The organism is Pantoea sp. RCC30.1 (genome assembly GCF_058148845.1).
This window is the reverse complement of the sequence record NZ_JBXUHX010000008.1, coordinates 140,262-159,331: the sequence shown is the minus strand read 5'-3', so window position 1 is coordinate 159,331 and position 19,070 is coordinate 140,262. Positions and strand designations below refer to the sequence as shown.

Below are 19,070 nucleotides of genomic sequence, written 5' to 3'. Positions count from 1 at the left end.
GGCCCTGATATCCGGGCTTAAGTCTACACTGTGTCAGCATTTTTGAGCAGCACTAAGACAAATTTCACCCAGCCTAATACAGATTAGGCTGGCACTAATCGATTAATCCCTGGCTGTCGTAAAAGGGCCAGGGGCCAGAAAAGTGACCAATCGCACACTGATGCGTGACCATTCCCTGCCCGGGTTGCCAGCAGTGCAGCAAAAAGCCGGGCGGCTCCAGAATAAAGTGAGCGGGTCCCTCGGGATGCAGATCCAGCGCCACCTGATGCGACACCCCCGGCGCGACGCAGGCCAGGGTGCCCGCAAAGCGGGTCTGCAGGCTGCGATGCAGATGACCACACAGCACCCGCTCAACCTGCGGATGACGGGCGATAATCGCCTCCAGGGACTCCGGATGACGTAGCCGTTGCCGATCCATATGCGCAATGCCACAGGCAAAAGGAGGATGATGCAGCATGACCAGCGTGGGCTGATCGGCGGCCGCGCTCAGTGCCTTATCCAGCCATTGCAGCTGTTGATCGTCCAGCTCCCCCCACGGCTGTTGCGGCACGCTGGAGTCCAGCGCCAGCAGCCTGACGCCTCCCACGCTGAGCTGCCAGTTCAGTGTCGGCCCTGTCTGCAGATAGGCATGATCCGGGAAGGCAGCTCGCAGCGCCTCGCGGTCGTCGTGATTGCCCGCCATCAGATAAAACGGCAGCTGCAGGCGCTGCAGGGTTTCACGCAGCGTCTGATACTCTTCCGGCCTGCCAAAATCGACCAGGTCGCCAGTAATCACCACCACATCGGGTCGCGGCTGCAGCGCGTTAAGGGTGTCGATAACCTGCAGTAACGCCGCATGAGTATCGACCTGTTTGTACGAGAGGCGGCCATTGGCCTTGATATGCAGATCGCTGATTTGTGCGATCACTGTGGATTGAACAGACACTACAGACTCCTTAGCAACTGAATTCCAGCGCAGCGTGGCTTGTCAGCGACCAGCTGATGCGCTGCCCCGCCTGCCAGATTTCGCGGGCATGACGTTCTACCTGAATGGGACTATCCAGCCCGATATCGATCAATAAGCGCTGCGAGGCACCGAGAAACGTGCTGCCCACCACCACGCCGCACTGGGGATAACGGGTGTCGTCGGCCAGCAGCACATCTTCCGGGCGGCAAAAACGCAGCGGCTGACCGTCGGGATCGTGCGCAATGCAGTTAATAGCCCCCACAAAATCAGCCACAAAACGTGAAGCCGGGCGTTGATAGATGCCCTGCGGCGTATCGAGCTGAACCAGACGGCCCTGCTCCATCACCGCGATGCGATCGCCCAGCGCCATCGCCTCCTGCTGATCGTGAGTGACGTAAACGGCGGTGATCGCGAGCCGCTTGAGCAGCGCGCCGATCTCCAGCCGCAGACGATCGCGCAGCCTGGCATCGAGCGCCGCCAGCGGCTCATCAAACAGCAGGACTTTAGGCCGGGCGGCCAGCGCACGTGCCAGCGCCACACGCTGCTTCTGCCCGCCGGACAACTTATCAATCGCGCGATGTGCCAGATGCGTCAGATCAACCAGCGCCAGCATCTCTGCGACCCGCGCCTCACGCTCGGCACGCGGCACGCCCTGCACCTTCAGGCCATAGGCGACGTTCTGCGCCACATTGAGCGTCGGGAACAGGGCGTAGTTCTGGAACACCATGCCGACATTGCGTTTCTCAATCGGCAGCGCGGTAACGTTACGCTGATCAAACCAGATCTCGCCCGGCGGATCGCTGCTTTCCAGGCCGCTGATGATACGCAGCAGCGTGGTTTTGCCGCAGCCCGATGGCCCCAGCAGAACCAGCGTTTCTCCGGCGTGGACCCGCAGATCGAGGGGATGCAGCGCGATCTGCTGATTGAAGCGACGCGAGCATTGGCGCAGCGTCACATTGACGGCCTCTTTCATACGGTTTCCTCTCTCTGCTGGCGCAAAGTTTGCCGTTCCAGCCAGTGATTACAGGCGTTGAGCAACAGCAGCAGCGGTAAAATCATCATAATGAAGATCAGGGTGTAGGCGGATCCGACTTCCAGCCGCATCGAGGTGTAGCTGTCGGCCAGCCCGACCGGCAGGGTTTTGGTCAGTGGCGTATGCAACATCCAGGTGATGTTGAACTCCCCCACCGACAGGGTGATCACCATAAACGCGCCCGCCAGAATGCCATTGCGGCAGTTGGGGACGACCACAGTAAAGAAGCGATGCCAGAAGCCCGCTCCCAGGCTGGCAGCGGCCTCTTCAAGGCGCGGCAGATCAATTGCCTGCATCACCGACAGCACCGGTCGGATCATAAACGGCAGCGTAAAGAGCACATGGCCGATCAGGATGAAGAGCCAGCTGTCGCGCAACGCGCTGAACTGACCATAAAGCAGAATGATGCCCAGCGCGGTAGCGAGGCCAGGTAACGCCACCGGCAGCATCAGACACTCCTCAATGCGTGAGGCCCAGCGTGACGGTGACTTCAGTAAGCCCCAGGCTGCTGGCACGCCAGCAATAACCGTTACCGCCAGACAACTCAGGGCAATCAACAGCGACAGCCAGAAGGTGTCGGCATACATCTGCCACACCTGCTCCACCCACTTCAGCGTCAGGCCGCTGCGCAGACCAGCGAAGTAGTTCTGCGTAACGCCCGCCATCATCGAGAGCACGACCGGCACGATCATAAACAGTGCGGTGAGACTGGTGATCGCCACCTGAAGCCAGAACAGACCCCGGCGCTTCATGATACATGCTCTTTACGGCGCGCAAGCCGATTAGCCAGCATCAGCGCCAGCCAGGCCACCCCGCCCATCACCACAGAGAGTGCCGCCGCGGTGGCAAAGTTAGCGTAATTGGTGAACTCCCCATAAATGGTCAGCGGCAGCACAGCGAGCTCAGTGCCAAGCGTAAAAGCGGTGCCAAACGCGCCCATGCTGGTGGCGAAACAAAGCGCGCCGCAGGAGAACAGCGCCGGTTTTAGCCCCGGTATGATGACGTCAATGATGATCCGCCATTGGCTGGCACCCAGCGAACGAGCCGCTTCTTCCAGCGATCGATCCAGCTTCTCACTCGCCGCCACCAGCGTCACGATGGCGCGCGGCAGCGAAAAGTAGAGATAGCCAATAAATAAGCCGCTGAGTGAATAGGCGAAGACCCAGCGTTCATGAAACAGGCTGAGGCTGAGTTGCGCCAGCACACCCTGACGCCCCGCCAGCATCACCATCAGAAATCCCACTACCACCCCCGGAAAGGCCAGCGGAAAGGTCAGCAGCGCCAGCAACGTGCCTCGCCCGGGAAAGCGCTGCCGCGCCAGAAAGCAGCCCACTACCGCAGCAATCAGCAGCGTCACCAGCGTCACCGCCGCCGAGAGCAGCACCGTATTCAGCAGGCTTTGCAGATACTGCGGCTGGCTGATCACCGTCCAGTAGCCGCTGTGGTGCGTGGTGCGATCCTCCGTCATACCCATCTGCAACAGGCGGGCAAACGGCAGCAGCCAGAAGGCCGCAAAGAAGAGCAGCGCAGGCAGCAGCATCCACGGCCAGTTTGCCCCCAGCGGGCGGAGCCGGTGACGAGCCGAACCGCCAGCGGCAAACGGATTGATTGCTGAGCGTGTCATCAGCGAATCTCACTCAGATAGCGCGCCGAGAAGCCCTTCTGTGCATCGGCCATCTGCTGATAATCGACCGTATGGGCGCGCGCATAATCACTGTCAGGCAGGAAATATTTCTTCGCTTCGGGTGACATCGCCCCCGCCCGGACCGGACGCAGCCAGGCATTGGCCCAGATCGCCTGACCGGCATCTGACAGTACGAAATCAATGACTTTCTTACCACTGGCCGGATGCGGCGCGTTCTTTACCAGGCTGATGACGTAAGGCACCGTGACCGTTCCCTCGCTGGGGATCACAAATTCGACATTGGCGTGATCTTTGTAGCGGGCGCGATAGGCGTTGAAGTCATAGTCGATCAGAATCGGGATTTCGCCCGAAATCAGCCTCGCATAGGCGGTCTGCTTAGGCACAATCGGCTGGTTGCGTTGCAGCGCCTTGAACCAGTTAATCGCTGGGGTGAAGTCATGCAGGCTGCCGCCTTTGGCCTGATTCACCGCCACCGCCGCGACATAGCCCACAAAAGCGCTGGCCGGATCGAGATAGCCCACCATGCCTTTATATTCCGGCTTCAGCAGATCATCCCAGGAGCGCGGAACCGGCGCGCCACCCAGCGCATCAACATTGACCATAAAGCCCATGGTGCCAGAGTGCAGCGCCACCCATTTGCCCGCCGGATCCTTCATGCCTGCCGGGATCTGATCCCAGTTAGCCGGTTTGTAAGCGCTGACCACGTCGGCGCTGACGGCCTGAATGCCGAAGCTGACGCCGTAATAGACCACGTCGGCGACCGGATTGTTTTTCTCAGCGACCAGTTGCGCCAGCGCCTGACCCGAATTTTTATTGTCCTGCGGCACATGAATGCCGGTCGCTTTTTCGATCGCCTGGAGCTGCGTGGCCCAGTCGGCCCACTCTGGCGGACAGTTGTAGCAGATAGCATTTTCCGCCGCCTGCGCCCACGAACTGGTGAGCGTGCATCCGGCCAGCAGTGCAGCGCTGGCGATCTGTTTGATATTAACGGTGAGTGACATGATGTTTCCCTGAAATAGAACTATGAAATGCCGGGGCGATACTCTCCCCAGGCCGTAAGTGATGGGCCAGCACGTGGGTTTTGCCGCCCGGATTCAGAAGCAGATCGATAGCGCGCGTACCCATCAGTGCAATCGGCTGTACCACGCTGGCCAGTGACGGTGAAAGCTGTTCGCCCAGCTCGATCCCGTCGAAGCCGATGACGGAGAGCTGATGGGGTACGCTGACGCCAGCGCGCGCAGCGGCGCCCAGCAGGCTAATAGCCAGCAGATCGTTACTGCAAATCACCGCCGTCAGAGGCGAAGGCGCATTCATCAGCGGCAGCAGCGGTTTAAAATCGGAGTGGATATGGCTGGGCATCTCAATCATCGCCTGTGGCGTCAGACCCGCCTGCTGCATGGCCTGGCAATAGCCGAGATAGCGCAGACGGGCGCGGTCAGATTGCTGCATCGGGCCAGCGGCCATCACAATGTGGCGGTGGCCGAGCGAGATGAGATGAGCGGTCGCTTCAGCCATCGCTTTGCGGTTGTCGACGCACAGCGCGGGCCATTCGTGCTGTTGCGGGACGTTGTGAGTCAGCACAAAGGGCATCTTCGCCGCCGCCAGCGTCGGCAGTAGCGCACTGCTGTCCGCGTCCGCTACCGTCAGAACCAGACCGGCGACACGCTGATGCAGCATATGTTCGACAATAGCCGCTTCCCGCTCGGCCTGATAATCACTGGTCGCCACCAGCAGCGCATAGCCGGCCTGCCGGGCCTGCTGCTCCATCGCCTGCAGTTGCATGGCAAAAACCGGATTGAGCAGTGAAGGCAGCAGAACGCCAAGCGTGGTGGAGTGCCGGGTACGGAGTTGACGGGCAATATGATTCGGGCGAAAGCCCATCTGTTCGGAGGCGGCAAGCACCTTCCGCAGCGTGCCTGGTTTTAGCAGGTGAGGATCAGAAAAGGCGCGCGCAGCGGTTGCGCGGGAGACCCCTGCCAGTCTGGCTACGCTGATTAAATCGGTCATGACTGCCTCGTTTATCGTGAATGAGATCGATCTCATTGCGACGTAAACTAGCGGCGTTATATGACAGGGGCATCACGGGAAAATGACTGGCAGGTGACAGCGGCAGTGACGCCGCTGTGGGGGAATTAAAGCATCAGGAAGGCGTAACCGCTGTTTTCCAGGGTGGCAACGGTGGTGCCGCTGGAGATGGTGTGGGTGACCATTGGGTCGATCCAGTTGCGATCAAGCTGATGAAACGCGACAGACTGATCGCAGATCGTGACCTGAACGCCCGCTTTTTTCAGCTCACTGATCAGCTTCAGGTTCGGGTTATCGACGCCATAGGCTTTGCTGAATTGGTCATTATTCAGGGCTGATGAAACGGCGTCGCCGTTAATCGATACCACAAATTTCAGCTGGTCGAGAGGCACACCCGCCGCATAATAGAGGTTGGTGACACGCGCTACGCGCTCCAGACCCAGATTCGGCTTACGAATATCGCCGTCATTGTGGTTAATCTGGAAAACAATTTTATTACTCAGACCCGCTGTCGTACCGGGTTTAAATGCAGGCGTATCGACATAATGTATTTTGCCGTAGCCTTCGATCGCTGGCGTACTCCAGAAATCAGCAGGCTCGGATTTATTATCCGCCATTTTTCCGCTGACCTTATCGAATAATTCAGGCAACTGTAAAACATTGCCCCCGATAAATCCTGCTACGGCTGCCATCACCACTAAAGCTGCTGGACGCATTAATTTTTCTCCCGGTCGTTTAAAACATTAATTACATTGCCAGCCACGCGTATCCCTGATTTTGCAGGGTTGATACGGTGGTCGGACTGGAAAGCGCATGGATGACTGATTTATCAATCCAGTTATTCGGATAGTGATGGAATGCCACGGACTGATCGCAGACCGAGACTTTCACTCCCGCCTGATTGAGCTCATTAATCAGCTTCAGGTTTGGATTTTCGATGCCATAAAACTTTTTGAAATGGGCGTTATCCAGCATGGCTGGCGTCGCGTCACCGGTGACCGAAACCACGAACTTCAACTGGTCGGCCGGCACGCCAGCGGCGATATATAAATTCACTACGCGCGCCACACGCTCCAGTCCCAGATTCGGTGCGGTCATCGCGCCGTCACTTCGGGTGATCTGAAAAACAATTTTGTTGCTCAGACCCGCAACCGGTTTAAACGCGGCATCAGGCTCGTAATGAATTTTTCCGTAACCTTCAATCGCCGGAGTGCTCCAGAATCCAGGGGCTTCCTGAGGCTCGGTTGCAAAATGGCGTGTCACTTTGTCGTAAATATCGCCACTCTGTGTGACAGCCGCGCCAACGACTCCGCCAATAATGGCGATTAACGCGTATGAAACAACTGAACGCATAACACTTCTCTCCGGCAAATAATGTCTGGCAGATTCAGGACTGAATCAGGTCGGCTATCTATACCACAGCGCCGGTGTAATTCTCGCTTCTGTAAATTCTGGTCAACGCGCGGCTGATAACCGCTGAAATTATCCATGACGGGAATTAATCGAAAATTTTCATCATGCGCGAGAAAAAGTCTTACCGGGAATGGACCTGGCTATTTCGGTTGTTGTCTTTGAATATCAACATAGCCGAAAAAAAATAACAGCCAGGCTAATCTGGAATCAGGAAGATAAAAGCGGGAGAGACGATTTATATTATCGATGACGGAGAGATGTTTAGCAGCTTAGCATGTGGTTTTTTTTCAGAGTAGACCTGGAAAAACTCGTGCCATGTTCAGTTTTTTTGAGTGAATTTACATAACTTTATATAAATAACGTGAACTGCTTCAGGTGTCTGGCAAAATATTCTGCTTTACTCCGCCAGAGCGCAACGTGAAAAGAGAGCTAAGCGGCAAATAAACTGCCTGCGACCCCGGCCATACCGCGTGCGCTTTTATTCGTTTAACTGCCGTTTAGATTGGCAGAATGTTCAATTTTTTTCTTCATAATCGGCAATCTTGCACAAATCGCGCCGGGCATCTGCCAGAAAACGACATTTCTTTCTTTTGGTGCTCTGGTTAAGATAGTCACGAACCGTCGTTATCTGCGAAAAATGGAACATTCCCGCTGCGCACCTGTCCATTTTCAGGGCCTCTCTACAGGATTAAGGCATGTTGAACCGGTTAAAGAAAACGTTGATCGCCGCGCTCCTTCCGACGCTCATTGTCACTACATCGACACCTGCCAGGGCCGATGTCAGTGATTCACTTCCCGATATTGGCACCACGGCCGGTTCGACGCTGTCGATTAATCAGGAACTGCAGATGGGCGACTTCTATGTGCGCCAGCTGCGCGCCAGTGCGCCGCTGATCAACGATCCGCTGCTCAATCAGTATATTAATCAGCTGGGGCAGCGGCTGGTGTCGCACGCTGACTCAGTAAAAACCCCGTTCCACTTCTTTCTGATCCAGAACGATGAACTCAACGCCTTTGCCTTTTTCGGTGGCAACGTGGTGCTGCACTCGGCGCTGTTCCGCTTTACCGATAATGAAAGCCAGCTGGCATCCGTTATGGCACATGAAATCTCGCACGTCACCCAGCGCCATCTGGCGCGCGCCATGGAAGATCAGAAGCGCAATGCGCCGCTGACCTGGGTCGGCGCGCTGGGCTCTATTCTGCTGGCGATGGCGAGTCCGCAGGCCGGCATGGCCGCACTGACCGGCACTCTGGCGGGAACGCAGCAGGGGATTATCAGCTTTACCCAGGGCAATGAGCAGGAAGCGGACCGCATCGGTATTCAGGTGCTGCAACGCTCAGGGTTCGACCCACAGGCGATGCCGAACTTTCTGCAGAAGCTGGCCGATCAGAGCCGCTTCTCCTCAAAGCCCCCTGAAATTCTGCTGACGCATCCCCTGCCCGACAGCCGTCTGGCGGATGCCCGTAACCGCGCCAATCAGATGCGACCGGTGGTGGTGCAATCGACTCAGGATTTCTATTTCGCAAAAGTACGGTCGCTGGGCATGTACTCCACCGGGCGTAATCAGCTCACCGACGAACTGCTGAGTCAGTATGCCAGCGGCAATTCCCGTGAGCAGCTGGCGTCACAATATGGCAAAGCCATACAGTTTTTGCAGGCGAAGAGTTATGCCGATGCGAAGCGGATTGTCACGCCGCTGCTGGCGAAACAGCCCAATAACGTCTGGTTCCTGGATATCATGTCGGACATCGATATCGGCCTGAATCAGCCACAACAGGCCATCGCCCTGCTCACCGCCGCAACCGGTGCCAAAAACAGCCCGGTGGTGCAGCTCAACCTGGCGAATGCCTACGTGGAAGCGAAGCAGTATGCCAGTGCCAGCCGTATTCTGAACCGCTATACCTGGGATAATAAAGACGATCCCAACGGCTGGGATTTACTGGCACAGGCCTCTGCGCAACAGGGACTGAATGATGAAGAGTTATCGGCGCGGGCAGAAAGTCTGGCGCTGAATGGCCAGCTTGATCAGGCGATCACCACCCTGAGCAGCGCCAGCGCACAGGTACCGCTCGGCAGCCTTAAACAGGCGCGCTACGATGCCCGTATCGATCAGCTGCGCCAGTTACAACAGCGCTTTAAGCAGTATCAGAAAGGCTAAGCACCCACGCCGCCAGCACACCGCGAATTGAGAATAAAGGAGAGTCAGAGATGGTGACGATTTATCACAACCCGCGCTGCAGCAAGAGCCGCGAGACGCTGGCGCTGCTGAACGACCGCGGCATTGAGCCGGAAGTGGTGCTCTATCTGCAGATACCGCCCGATCGCGAGACGCTGCAAATCCTGTTGCAGAAACTGGGAATGCAGAGCGCAAGAGAGTTAATGCGGACTAAAGAGGCGATCTGTATCGAACTCGCACTCAGCGACAAAAGCGAAAGTGCGCTGCTGGATGCGCTGGTGGAACATCCGGTGCTGATTGAAAGGCCGATAGTGATCAATGGCGACAGGGCGCGGATAGGACGTCCGCCAGAAGCGGTGCTCGACATTCTTTAAAGGCCGAGCGTCTCTTTAACAAACGGAATGGTGAGTTTACGCTGGGCGCTGATCGAGGCGCGATCAAGCCGATCCAGCGTATCAAACAGCGTGCGCATTTCACGATCCAGTCGCTTCAGCAGGAAGCGACCCACATCTTCCGGCAACTCAAATCCGCGTAATCCGGCACGCAGTTGCAGCGCCTGCAGTTTGTCTTCGTCAGAGAGCGGTTGCAGGCGATAGATCTGTCCCCAGTCCAGCCGCGAGGCGAGATCGGGCAGCTGAAGATTCAGCTGGCGTGGCGGACGATCGCCGGTGATAAACAGGCGCGTATTGCCGGTTTCCAGAATACGGTTATAGAGATCGAAAATCGCCATTTCCCATTCCGGCTCGCCTGCAATGCATTCGATGTTATCGATGCAGACCAGTGACAGCTGCTCCATCCCTTCCAGCACTTCCGGTACAAACCAGGTGCGTTTATCCAGCGGAACGTAACCGACTGCTTCGCTGCGCGCTGACATTTCGGCGCACGCGGCGTGCAGCAGGTGGCTCCGTCCACCGCCTTCGCGTGACCAGAAGTAGAGATAGCTGCCATGTTGTTGATTGAGAGCGCCTTTTAGTGCGGCAATCAGCGACGGGTTTTCCCCCGGCCAGAAGCTGGAGAAGGTTTCATCGTCGGGTAAATAGAGTGGCAATGACAATTGTGCCGGCGTGTTCAGAAGCACCTCAGCAAGAGAACAAGCAAAAAATCGGGGGAAGTCTAACACAGTTTTCAGAAAGAGATGAATGGGGCGTCCCTGCCCCGGATCCTCTCAGGCTCGCTGCAATCAATGCTCGCGCGTTTCCTCAGCCTCCAGCACCACTTCTTCCGGTCTGAGCCACGAGATCACACGGAAGATCAGCGCCAGTCCGACACCCACGATCGTCGCCAGCGCCATGCCTTTCAGTTCCGCCGCGCCGATATGCACCTTCGCACCGCTGACGCCGATGATCAGGATCACCGAGGTGAGGATCAGGTTCTGCGCTTTGTTGTAATCCACTTTGGATTCGATCAACACGCGGATACCGGATGCCCCAATGACGCCATACAGCAGCAGCGACACGCCGCCCATGACCGGAACCGGAATCGCCTGGATCACCGCCGCCAGTTTACCGACGCAGGAGAGCAGAATCGCCAGAATCGCCGCGCCGCCAATTACCCAGGTACTGTAAACGCGGGTAATCGCCATTACACCGATGTTTTCACCGTAGGTGGTGTTGGGCGTGGAGCCAAAGAAGCCGGAGATCACGGTCGATAAGCCGTTGGCGAACATCGAACGATGCAGGCCAGGGTCACGAATCAGATCTTTTTTCACGATGTTGGCAGTGACCACCAGATGACCGATATGCTCAGCAATGACCACCAGCGCCGCAGGCAGAATCGTCAGCATCGCCACCCACTCAAAGCGCGGCGTATAAAAAGTTGGTAGTGCAAACCACGGGGCTTTAACCACGCCACTCCAGTCAACGATGCCCATAAACGCAGAGAGCAGATAGCCCGCCACCACACCAACCAGAATCGGGATGATCGCCAGGAAGCCACGGAACAGCACGGAACCGAATACCGTTACGCCGAGCGTGACCATCGAAATCAGCACGGTTTTGCTGTCGGGCGCACTGCCTTCAGCGGGCAGCAGGCCCGCCATATTCGCAGCGACACCCGCCAGCTCCAGACCGATGACGGCGACAATGGCGCCCATCGCCGCCGGAGGGAACATCACGTCGAGCCAGCCGGTGCCCGCGCGTTTCACAATCAGCGCCACGATACAGAACAGCACGCCACACAGAATAAATCCGCCCAGCGCAACCTCATAACCCAGCGGCAACAACAGCAGCACCGGCGAGATAAAGGCAAAGCTTGAACCCAGGTAGGCGGGAATTTTGCCTTTACAGATAAAGAGATAAATCAGTGTGCCGACGCCGTTAAACAACAGCACCGTCGCCGGATTGATGTGGAACAGAATCGGAACCAGTACCGTGGCACCAAACATGGCGAACAGGTGTTGCAGGCTGAGTGGAATGGTTTGCAGTAACGGCGGTCGTTCACTGACGCCAATGGCGCGACGAGTCATCATTTATCCCCTGTGTTTTTTTATCCCCGAGGGTTCGCGCCTCTGGCACAGCAGAAGGCATGCCGGTGCCGCCTTGCGGCAGACCGAATCCGTTCGGGGAGTTTTTTGCCAAAAAAAAGCCGACTCTCTGGTCGGCTGTGCGATTTATTTGGTTCCGAAAATCTTGTCCCCGGCATCGCCGAGCCCGGGAATGATGTAACCCTTTTCATTCAATCCCTGATCCACTGACGCGGTGTAAAGCTCGACGTCAGGATGCGCTTTCTCCAGCGCGGCAATCCCTTCTGGGGCGGCAACCAGAACCAGCACTTTGATGCTGGTGCAGCCCGCTTTCTTCAGCAGGTCGATAGTCGCAATCATGGAACCTCCGGTCGCCAGCATCGGATCGACCACCAGCGCCAGGCGCTCTTCGATGTTAGAAACCAGCTTCTGGAAATAGGGAACCGGCTCCAGCGTCTCTTCATCACGGTAAACACCTACCACGCTGATACGTGCGCTGGGAACGTGCTCCAGCACCCCTTCCATCATGCCCAGGCCGGCACGCAGGATCGGGACCACCGTGATTTTTTTGCCCTTGATCTGATCGATTTCTACCGGGCCGTTCCAGCCCTCAATGGTGACGCGCTCTGTTTCCAGATCGGCGGTCGCTTCGTAGGTCAGCAGGCTGCCCACTTCAGAGGCCAGCTCGCGAAAACGCTTTGTACTGATATCATGCTCACGCATCAAGCCCAGTTTATGTTTGACCAGCGGGTGTCTGACTTCCACGATCTTCATTGGTGTTCTCCCGGAATGAGTTGAGCTAAAAAAAATCGCGGGATTATACCGCCTTTTGCGCTCTGCGCCACCTGCTCTTGCGCAAAGCCGCGGGATTTACCGGGACAAATAGAGGATTAATGAAAATCGCCCGATGCGCAATGCCGGACTCGCAAACGTTTGCCTGCACTGATAGAATTGCCGCGCTTTATTTTAAACCACCAACCGCAACTCGCGTGGGGACCTCGCAGTGACCGACAAAACCTCTCTCAGTTACAAAGACGCCGGTGTTGATATTGATGCTGGTAACGCTCTGGTTGACCGTATTAAAGGCGTAGTGAAAAAGACGCGTCGCCCGGAAGTGATGGGTGGACTGGGCGGTTTTGGTGCGCTTTGCGCGCTGCCGCAGAAATACCGTGAACCGGTGCTGGTCTCCGGCACCGATGGCGTTGGCACCAAGCTGCGTCTGGCGATGGATCTTAAACGCCACGATGCCATTGGTGTTGACCTGGTCGCGATGTGCGTTAACGACCTGGTGGTACAGGGCGCTGAGCCGCTCTTCTTCCTCGACTACTACGCCACCGGCAAACTTGATGTGGATACCGCCTCTGCGGTGATCACCGGCATCGCCGAAGGTTGTCTGCAGTCGGGTTGTGCGCTGGTAGGCGGTGAAACCGCTGAGATGCCAGGCATGTATCACGGCGAAGATTACGACGTGGCCGGTTTCTGTGTCGGCGTGGTGGAAAAGTCAGAAATTATTGATGGTAGCAAGGTGCAGGATGGCGACGTACTGATCGCCCTCGGCTCCAGCGGCCCGCACTCCAACGGCTATTCGCTGGTGCGCAAGATTCTGGAAGTCAGCAACACCGATCCGCTGGCTGAACAGCTGGAAGGCAAACCGCTGGCTGATCATCTGCTGGAACCCACCCGCATCTATGTGAAAAATATCCTCAGCCTGATCGAGCAGGTCGATGTGCACGCTATCGCACACCTGACCGGCGGCGGCTTCTGGGAGAATATTCCGCGCGTGCTGCCTGACAATACCCAGGCCGTAATCGACGAGAAGAGCTGGCAGTGGCCGGCGGTCTTCAGCTGGTTACAGCAGGCGGGCAACGTCAGCCGTTTTGAGATGTACCGTACCTTTAACTGCGGCGTCGGCATGATCATTGCCCTGAGCCCGGCAGATGCGGACAAAGCCATTGCGCTGATGCAGGCCGCAGGCGAGAAAGCCTGGAAGCTCGGCGTAATTAAAGCGTCTGAGGCCGAAGAGCGTGTGGTCATCAACGGATGAAGAAGCTGGTTGTACTGATTTCCGGCAACGGAAGTAACCTTCAGTCCATCCTTGACGCCTGTGCCAGCGGGCGGATTCACGGCAGCGTCGCTGCCGTGTTCAGTAACCGTGCCGCCGCTTATGGCCTGACGCGGGCGCAGGAGGCGGGAATTCCCGCCCACGCGCTTGCCGCCAGCGATTTCGCTGACCGCGAAGCCTTTGATCGTCAGCTCATCGCTGAAATCGAAGCATACAGTCCGGACCTGATTGTGCTGGCAGGTTATATGCGCATTCTCAGCAGCGCTTTCGTGGCGCATTTCCACAATCGTCTGCTGAATATCCACCCTTCCCTGCTGCCAAAATATCCGGGTCTGCATACGCATCGTCAGGCACTGGAAAATGGCGACAGCGAACATGGCACTTCCGTGCATTTCGTGACGGACGAACTGGATGGCGGTCCGGTGATCCTGCAGGCCAAAGTGCCGGTCTTTCCTGGCGACAGTGAAGCGGAGATTACGGAGCGGGTGCAGCACCAGGAACACGCTATCTATCCACTGGTGATCGGCTGGTTTGTCGAGGGCCGGCTGGCGATGCGTGACGGTAAAGCCTGGCTGGATGGTGAACCGCTGCCGCCGCAGGGCTATGCTAACGACTGACACGTCAGAAGAAGCGCGGGCCATCCATGGCCCGCGATGCTTTACTATGGGCATAGGCTCCCATCGCTTTAAGTTGATAAGCCTTCTGTCGAAAAACCGCTCTCTCCCCCTCCTTAACCGTAGCGTCCCGTAATGTAATCTTCGGTCCGTCGCTGTTTCGGCGCGGTGAAAATCCGGTCGGTCTCATCAAACTCCACTAACGCGCCCTGATGCATAAACGCGGTGTAATCTGACACGCGCGAGGCCTGCTGCATGTTGTGCGTCACCAGCACCAGCGTGAAATGCTGCTTCAGCGTGGTCATCAACTCTTCAATCACCAGCGTGGAGATCGGATCCAGCGCGGAGGTCGGTTCATCCAGCAACAGCACTTCCGGCTCTATCGCAATGGCGCGGGCAATAACCAGCCGCTGCTGCTGTCCGGTCGAAAGCGTCAGCGCATTCTGTGACAGCTGATCTTTGACCTCGCTCCACAGCGCGGCCGCGCGCAACGCACGCTCGCAGGCTTCATTAAGCACACGCCGATCGCGTACACCCTGCAAACGCAGCCCGTAGACCACATTTTCATAGATCGATTTTGGAAAAGGGTTGGGCCGCTGAAACACCATGCCGACCCGACGGCGCAGCGCAGAGAGATCCTGCTCAGGCCGCAGGATCGGCAGCGAACCCAGCAGCACGTCGCCCTCTACCCGGCAGTGATCAATAACGTCATTCATGCGATTAAAACAGCGCAGCAGCGTCGATTTACCACAGCCCGACGGGCCAATAAGCGCGGTAATCCTGTTTTTCGGCACCTGCAGAGAAATATCCTGCAGCGCCTGGCGCTCGCCATACCACAGCGACAGATGGTTAATGGTCAGCGCGATATCCGTGTCGGACGTCATAGTCATAGCCTGTTATTGAGTCATAAGGCGATAGCGTTCACGCAGACGGTGACGCAGGCCCATCGCCAGCAGATTGAGCGACAGAATGATCAGCACCAGCAGCAGCGCGGTGGCAAACACCAGCGGCCGGTCAGCTTCAATATTCGGACTCTGAAACGCCAGATCGTAAATCTGGAAGCCCAGATGCATAAACTTGCGATCCAGATGCAGATAAGGGAACACCGCGTCGACCGGCAGTTCCGGCACCATTTTAACGACGCCAACCAGCATCAGCGGCGCGGTTTCACCCGCGGCACGCGCCACCGCCAGGATCAGGCCGGTCAGCATGGCTGGCACCGCCATCGGCAGCACCACGTTCCACAGCGTTTCCGCCTGGGTCGCGCCCAGCGCCAGCGAGCCCTGCCGCAGGCTGTTGGGAATACGGGATAGTCCCTCTTCGGTCGCCACAATCACCACCGGCAGCGTCAGTAATGCCAGCGTCAGCGACGCCCACAGCAAACCTGGCGTACCAAAGGTGGGATTGGGCAGTGCGCTGGCGAAGAAGAGCTGGTCAATGGTGCCACCCACCAGCCAGACAAAGAAGCCCAGACCAAACACGCCATAAACGATTGAGGGGACGCCCGCCAGATTGACCACCGCGATGCGCACCAGCCTGGTCAGCGCATTGCGTCCGGCATATTCGTGCAGCCAGATGGCTGCGATAACGCCCAGCGGCATCACCACCAACGACATCAGCAGCACCATCAGCACGGTGCCAAAGATCGCCGGAAACGCCCCGGATTCACTTTCACCCTCGGCGGGTGTGTCACTGACGAAGCGCCACAACTGATGCAGAAAATGTCCGGTTTTGCCGGTCAGCGTCATCGCATTCGGCTTCCAGCTGTCGACAATTTCGGTCAGCGGAATCGCATGTTCGGTGCCCTGCACATCCCGCAGGATTAACAGATCGCGCTGACTCTGCAGTTGCAGAGAAGCCAGTGTCTCACTCAGCTGATTAAAGCGCCGCTGTAAAGCCGCCTGATTGGCCTGATATTCCGATTCTGCCTGTAGATCAAAGCGCCCGGCAGCACGGTTTGTGGCCGCCTGCTCATCAAGCTGCTCACGCTGGCTGTTGATGCGCGCCATATCAACCCGGCGAATCTGATTAACCTGCCGTACCAGCATCTGCACCTGTCCGAGCCGCTGATGCAGCAGCGCATCGGGATCCTGGGCAGTTAACTCTTCATTATCTTCACGCAGGCCGACAAACCAGCCATAGGCCTGGCCGTGGCTGCGGCGTTGCAGCACCATGACATCCGCTGGCTGGCTGACCTTCGCGGCCGCGCGGCTGTAGACGACGCGGAAATCGGGTGCGTCCCAGTCACGGTTACCGGTTTTAATCAGATAACGATGGACCTGGCCGCCGCTGTTGCCCTGCTCATCGGCAGGAGCCGGAAAACGCCGCTGATGTTCCAGGGTTTCGCCCAGCAGACGTGTTTCGCCACCTTCCGGCTGACTGAACGTATAAAGGTCAACGCGCTGCGGCCAGAAAGCGCGAACGCCCTGCCACGCCAGTAGCCCAATCAGCAGCGTAAAAGCCAGCAGGCAGACGGCGACGGCACCGGCGGTTAACCAGCGCCAGCGGTCATTCTGTCGCATCGCCTTCATGCCTGCTCCTCGTGCTGGCTGTAGCGCTGACGCAGTCGCTGACGGATCAGCTCGGCAACCGTGTTAATCACCAGCGTAAACAGCAGCAGCATCAGGGCGCTGAGAAATAGCACGCGATAGTGGGCACTGCCCGCTGCGGCTTCCGGCATCTCAATGGCGATATTGGCGGACAGTGCGCGCAGCCCGCTGAACAGGCCACCTTCACTTTGCGGCGTGTTGCCGGTCGCCATCAGCAAAATCATGGTTTCTCCTACGGCGCGTCCCAGACCAATCATCAGGGCGGCAAAAATACCGGCGGAAGCACCCGGCAGCACCACGCGGGTCAGGGTTTGCCATGGAGTCGCGCCCAGTGCCAGCGAGCCCTGCCCTAACGCTGCGGGCACGCTGAACAGCGCATCTTCAGAAAGAGTGAAAATCAGCGGCACCAGCGCAAAGCCCATCGCCAGCGCCGCCACCAGCAGATTGCGCTGCTCATAATGTGGCAGCCAGTCGCCCGCATCCGGTATAAACAGTGTGGGCAGCCACAGCGTCAGCAGCGTGACCAGCAGCAACAGCGGCAGCAGAATCAGAACCTCACGGCCCGGCTGACGCCAGCGCGGCGGAAAACGTGCGCTGAACACGCCGCACAGCAACAGCGAACCCGCCAGCGTCAGCGGCAGCAGCAGTACGCCCACCAGCGCCTGGCCAATATGCGGCGCGAGCCAGATTCCGGCAATCAGCCCCACCACTACGCTCGGCAGCGCGCCCATCATTTCGATTGCCGGTTTAACCCAGCGTCGCAGGCCTGGCGCCATGAACCACGCGGTGTACATTGCCGCAGCCAGCGCCAGTGGCGTCGCAAACAGTAGCGCCAGACTGGCCGCTTTCAGCGTTCCCATCACCATGGGCATCAGGCTGAACTTGGCCTGATAGCTGTCACCGGCCGCGGTCGATTGCCAGACCCAGTCCGGTCCGGGGTAGTTTTCATACCAGATTTTTTGCCAGAAATTGCGCCAGGTGACGTCCGGCCATGGATTATCCAGCCGCAGCGTCTGCCAGCTTCCTGGCCGCTCAATCAGCAGGCTGTCGCCACGGGGAGAAAACTGCGCCTGGACTATGCCAGGTTCCAGCTGACGCTGCAGTATCGGGCCACTCTGCTTACTGGCGAACAGCCGCAGCATCCCCTGTTTACTGAGCGTTGCAAACACGCGACGTTGCGATTCCGTCACCACAATCGTCTCGCCATCGCTGTGGGCAAAGGTCCGGATGCGCTGCAGGCGCGGCCCCTGGTCGCTGGCAATTGCGAACCACTGCGTGACGCCGCTGTGATCCTGAATCAACAGGCTTCGGCCGCCCACCAGCAGGTGCAGACTGGTCGGAGGCTGCGGCAGAGTGTGCGTTTCGCGCAGCAGTGCCCGGTCATCGTCAAGTTGCCAGACCCGCAGCAGATTGCCTTCCGTGGTATAGAGCAGATCGCCGGATGGCGATAGCGCCAGCAAATCCAGCTGACGTTGTGGAAGCGGGATAATCGAGGCCTGACGATCGGTGCCCAGCGTCAGCACCCGGAGCCCGGCCTCTGTCAGTGCGGCAATGCGCCACTGACCGGCATGGCGCGACGCCAGCGCCATCTTCGTCACCCCGCCATCGGGCAGATGAAAGGGTTTGTCGCCCAGCGGGAAACGCCACTGCTGGTCGGTTGCAGGCTGCATCAGCGTCAGCGCGCCCTGCATATTCAGCAGCAGCGTCTGCCCATCAGCACTCAGCACGGCTTCATCGGGAGCGGGCGTCAGTGCCAGCGCTGGCTCCGCAGGCTGACCATCCAGCGGAATAAAACGGGCCGCACCGCGCGCGCTGATACGCCAGCCGACATTACCCTGATTGCCAATCGCTAAGGCTGGCGCGCGATCCCAGAGTTGCTGGCTGGCCGCAATTTGCAGGCCAGGCGCATTAAACAGCGGCAGGACCACGCCAATCAGCCAGCAGAACAGCAGCAGCATCAACAGCAGGATCGCCACGCCACAGCAGGTGACCAGCCGCCGCGTCAGACGATCAACGGCACGACGCTTGCGATCGCTGAATTGGACAGGAATGTGGTTTGCGCTCATGCGGTTCCGGTGGCAGCCTGAAATAAGCCGCTATGTTGCCCGTAGCCGATTGATAAGACAACTCCTGGCGTTGGACAAC

General features: G+C 58.0%; 18 protein-coding genes. 4 read left to right on the top strand and 14 right to left on the bottom strand.

Annotation, left to right across the window (positions count from 1 at the left end; all coding sequences use genetic code 11):
* Positions 1-94 precede the first annotated feature (94 nt).
* The 8 genes from AC2LB6_RS09855 to AC2LB6_RS09820 form a co-directional block, all read right to left on the bottom strand.
* The gene (locus tag AC2LB6_RS09855; protein ID WP_490093353.1) at positions 95-925 is read right to left on the bottom strand and encodes a phosphodiesterase; all 831 of its coding nucleotides are present in this window, start codon (positions 923-925) and stop codon (positions 95-97) included.
* A 10-nt stretch (positions 926-935) separates the two neighbouring features.
* A complete protein-coding gene (locus tag AC2LB6_RS09850) occupies positions 936-1,919 on the bottom strand; it encodes an ABC transporter ATP-binding protein (protein WP_490093352.1) in 984 nt (327 codons plus the stop codon).
* Positions 1,916-2,731, bottom strand: coding sequence for an ABC transporter permease (locus AC2LB6_RS09845; protein WP_490093351.1), 816 nt, complete (start codon positions 2,729-2,731; stop codon positions 1,916-1,918). Before AC2LB6_RS09845 ends, AC2LB6_RS09850 begins: the two co-directional genes overlap by 4 nt.
* Positions 2,728-3,603 (bottom strand): ABC transporter permease, encoded by an 876-nt coding sequence (locus AC2LB6_RS09840; protein WP_490093350.1) that lies wholly within the window; start codon positions 3,601-3,603, stop codon positions 2,728-2,730. The genes AC2LB6_RS09845 and AC2LB6_RS09840 overlap by 4 nt, the downstream gene beginning before the upstream one ends.
* Complete coding sequence (locus AC2LB6_RS09835; protein ID WP_490093349.1) at positions 3,603-4,625, bottom strand: ABC transporter substrate-binding protein; 1,023 nt, start codon at positions 4,623-4,625, stop codon at positions 3,603-3,605. Before AC2LB6_RS09835 ends, AC2LB6_RS09840 begins: the two co-directional genes overlap by 1 nt.
* A complete protein-coding gene (locus AC2LB6_RS09830; RefSeq protein WP_490093348.1) occupies positions 4,609-5,631 on the bottom strand; it encodes a LacI family DNA-binding transcriptional regulator in 1,023 nt (340 codons plus the stop codon). Before AC2LB6_RS09830 ends, AC2LB6_RS09835 begins: the two co-directional genes overlap by 17 nt.
* Before the next feature lie 125 nt (positions 5,632-5,756).
* Complete coding sequence (locus tag AC2LB6_RS09825; protein ID WP_033733500.1) at positions 5,757-6,365, bottom strand: DsrE family protein; 609 nt, start codon at positions 6,363-6,365, stop codon at positions 5,757-5,759.
* 31 nt (positions 6,366-6,396) lie between these two features.
* Positions 6,397-7,002 carry a DsrE family protein gene (locus AC2LB6_RS09820; protein ID WP_490093347.1) on the bottom strand — a complete coding sequence of 202 codons (606 nt, stop codon included), beginning with the start codon at positions 7,000-7,002 and terminating at the stop codon, positions 6,397-6,399.
* 755 nt (positions 7,003-7,757) lie between these two features.
* Here AC2LB6_RS09820 and bepA point away from each other — a divergent pair.
* Complete coding sequence (gene bepA / locus AC2LB6_RS09815) at positions 7,758-9,221, top strand: beta-barrel assembly-enhancing protease (protein WP_490093346.1); 1,464 nt, start codon at positions 7,758-7,760, stop codon at positions 9,219-9,221.
* A gap of 50 nt (positions 9,222-9,271) precedes the next feature.
* Positions 9,272-9,613, top strand: a complete 342-nt coding sequence (arsC, locus tag AC2LB6_RS09810) for an arsenate reductase (glutaredoxin) (protein ID WP_490093345.1) — start codon at positions 9,272-9,274, stop codon at positions 9,611-9,613.
* On the opposite strand, the gene hda is transcribed toward arsC, so the two are convergent.
* The 3 genes from hda to upp all read right to left on the bottom strand — a co-directional run bounded on the left by hda (position 9,610) and on the right by upp (position 12,474).
* A complete protein-coding gene (hda, locus tag AC2LB6_RS09805) occupies positions 9,610-10,311 on the bottom strand; it encodes a DnaA inactivator Hda (protein ID WP_195719715.1) in 702 nt (233 codons plus the stop codon). The two genes, arsC and hda, sit on opposite strands and share 4 nt — an antisense overlap.
* Before the next feature lie 108 nt (positions 10,312-10,419).
* Positions 10,420-11,703 (bottom strand): uracil permease, encoded by a 1,284-nt coding sequence (uraA, locus tag AC2LB6_RS09800; RefSeq protein ID WP_490093373.1) that lies wholly within the window; start codon positions 11,701-11,703, stop codon positions 10,420-10,422.
* Positions 11,704-11,847: 144 nt separating this feature from the next.
* Entirely contained in the window at positions 11,848-12,474 is a 627-nt protein-coding gene (gene upp, locus AC2LB6_RS09795; protein ID WP_009088774.1) for a uracil phosphoribosyltransferase, read from the bottom strand.
* Between the two features lie 229 nt (positions 12,475-12,703).
* On the opposite strand from upp, the gene purM reads away from it, so the two are divergent.
* Positions 12,704-13,744 (top strand): phosphoribosylformylglycinamidine cyclo-ligase, encoded by a 1,041-nt coding sequence (gene purM / locus AC2LB6_RS09790; protein ID WP_490093344.1) that lies wholly within the window; start codon positions 12,704-12,706, stop codon positions 13,742-13,744.
* A complete protein-coding gene (gene purN / locus AC2LB6_RS09785) occupies positions 13,741-14,379 on the top strand; it encodes a phosphoribosylglycinamide formyltransferase (RefSeq protein ID WP_490093343.1) in 639 nt (212 codons plus the stop codon). The genes purM and purN overlap by 4 nt, the downstream gene beginning before the upstream one ends.
* A 113-nt stretch (positions 14,380-14,492) precedes the next feature.
* Here purN and pstB read toward each other — a convergent pair whose 3' ends face one another.
* From pstB to AC2LB6_RS09770, 3 genes are read right to left on the bottom strand one after another with little or no spacing between them, the layout of a single operon-like run.
* A complete protein-coding gene (gene pstB, locus AC2LB6_RS09780; RefSeq protein ID WP_090958737.1) occupies positions 14,493-15,260 on the bottom strand; it encodes a phosphate ABC transporter ATP-binding protein PstB in 768 nt (255 codons plus the stop codon).
* Between the two features lie 12 nt (positions 15,261-15,272).
* The gene (gene pstA / locus AC2LB6_RS09775; RefSeq protein ID WP_490093342.1) at positions 15,273-16,907 is read right to left on the bottom strand and encodes a phosphate ABC transporter permease PstA; all 1,635 of its coding nucleotides are present in this window, start codon (positions 16,905-16,907) and stop codon (positions 15,273-15,275) included.
* Positions 16,904-18,991 (bottom strand): ABC transporter permease subunit, encoded by a 2,088-nt coding sequence (locus AC2LB6_RS09770; protein ID WP_490093341.1) that lies wholly within the window; start codon positions 18,989-18,991, stop codon positions 16,904-16,906. The genes pstA and AC2LB6_RS09770 overlap by 4 nt, the downstream gene beginning before the upstream one ends.
* Positions 18,992-19,070: the final 79 nt, after the last annotated feature.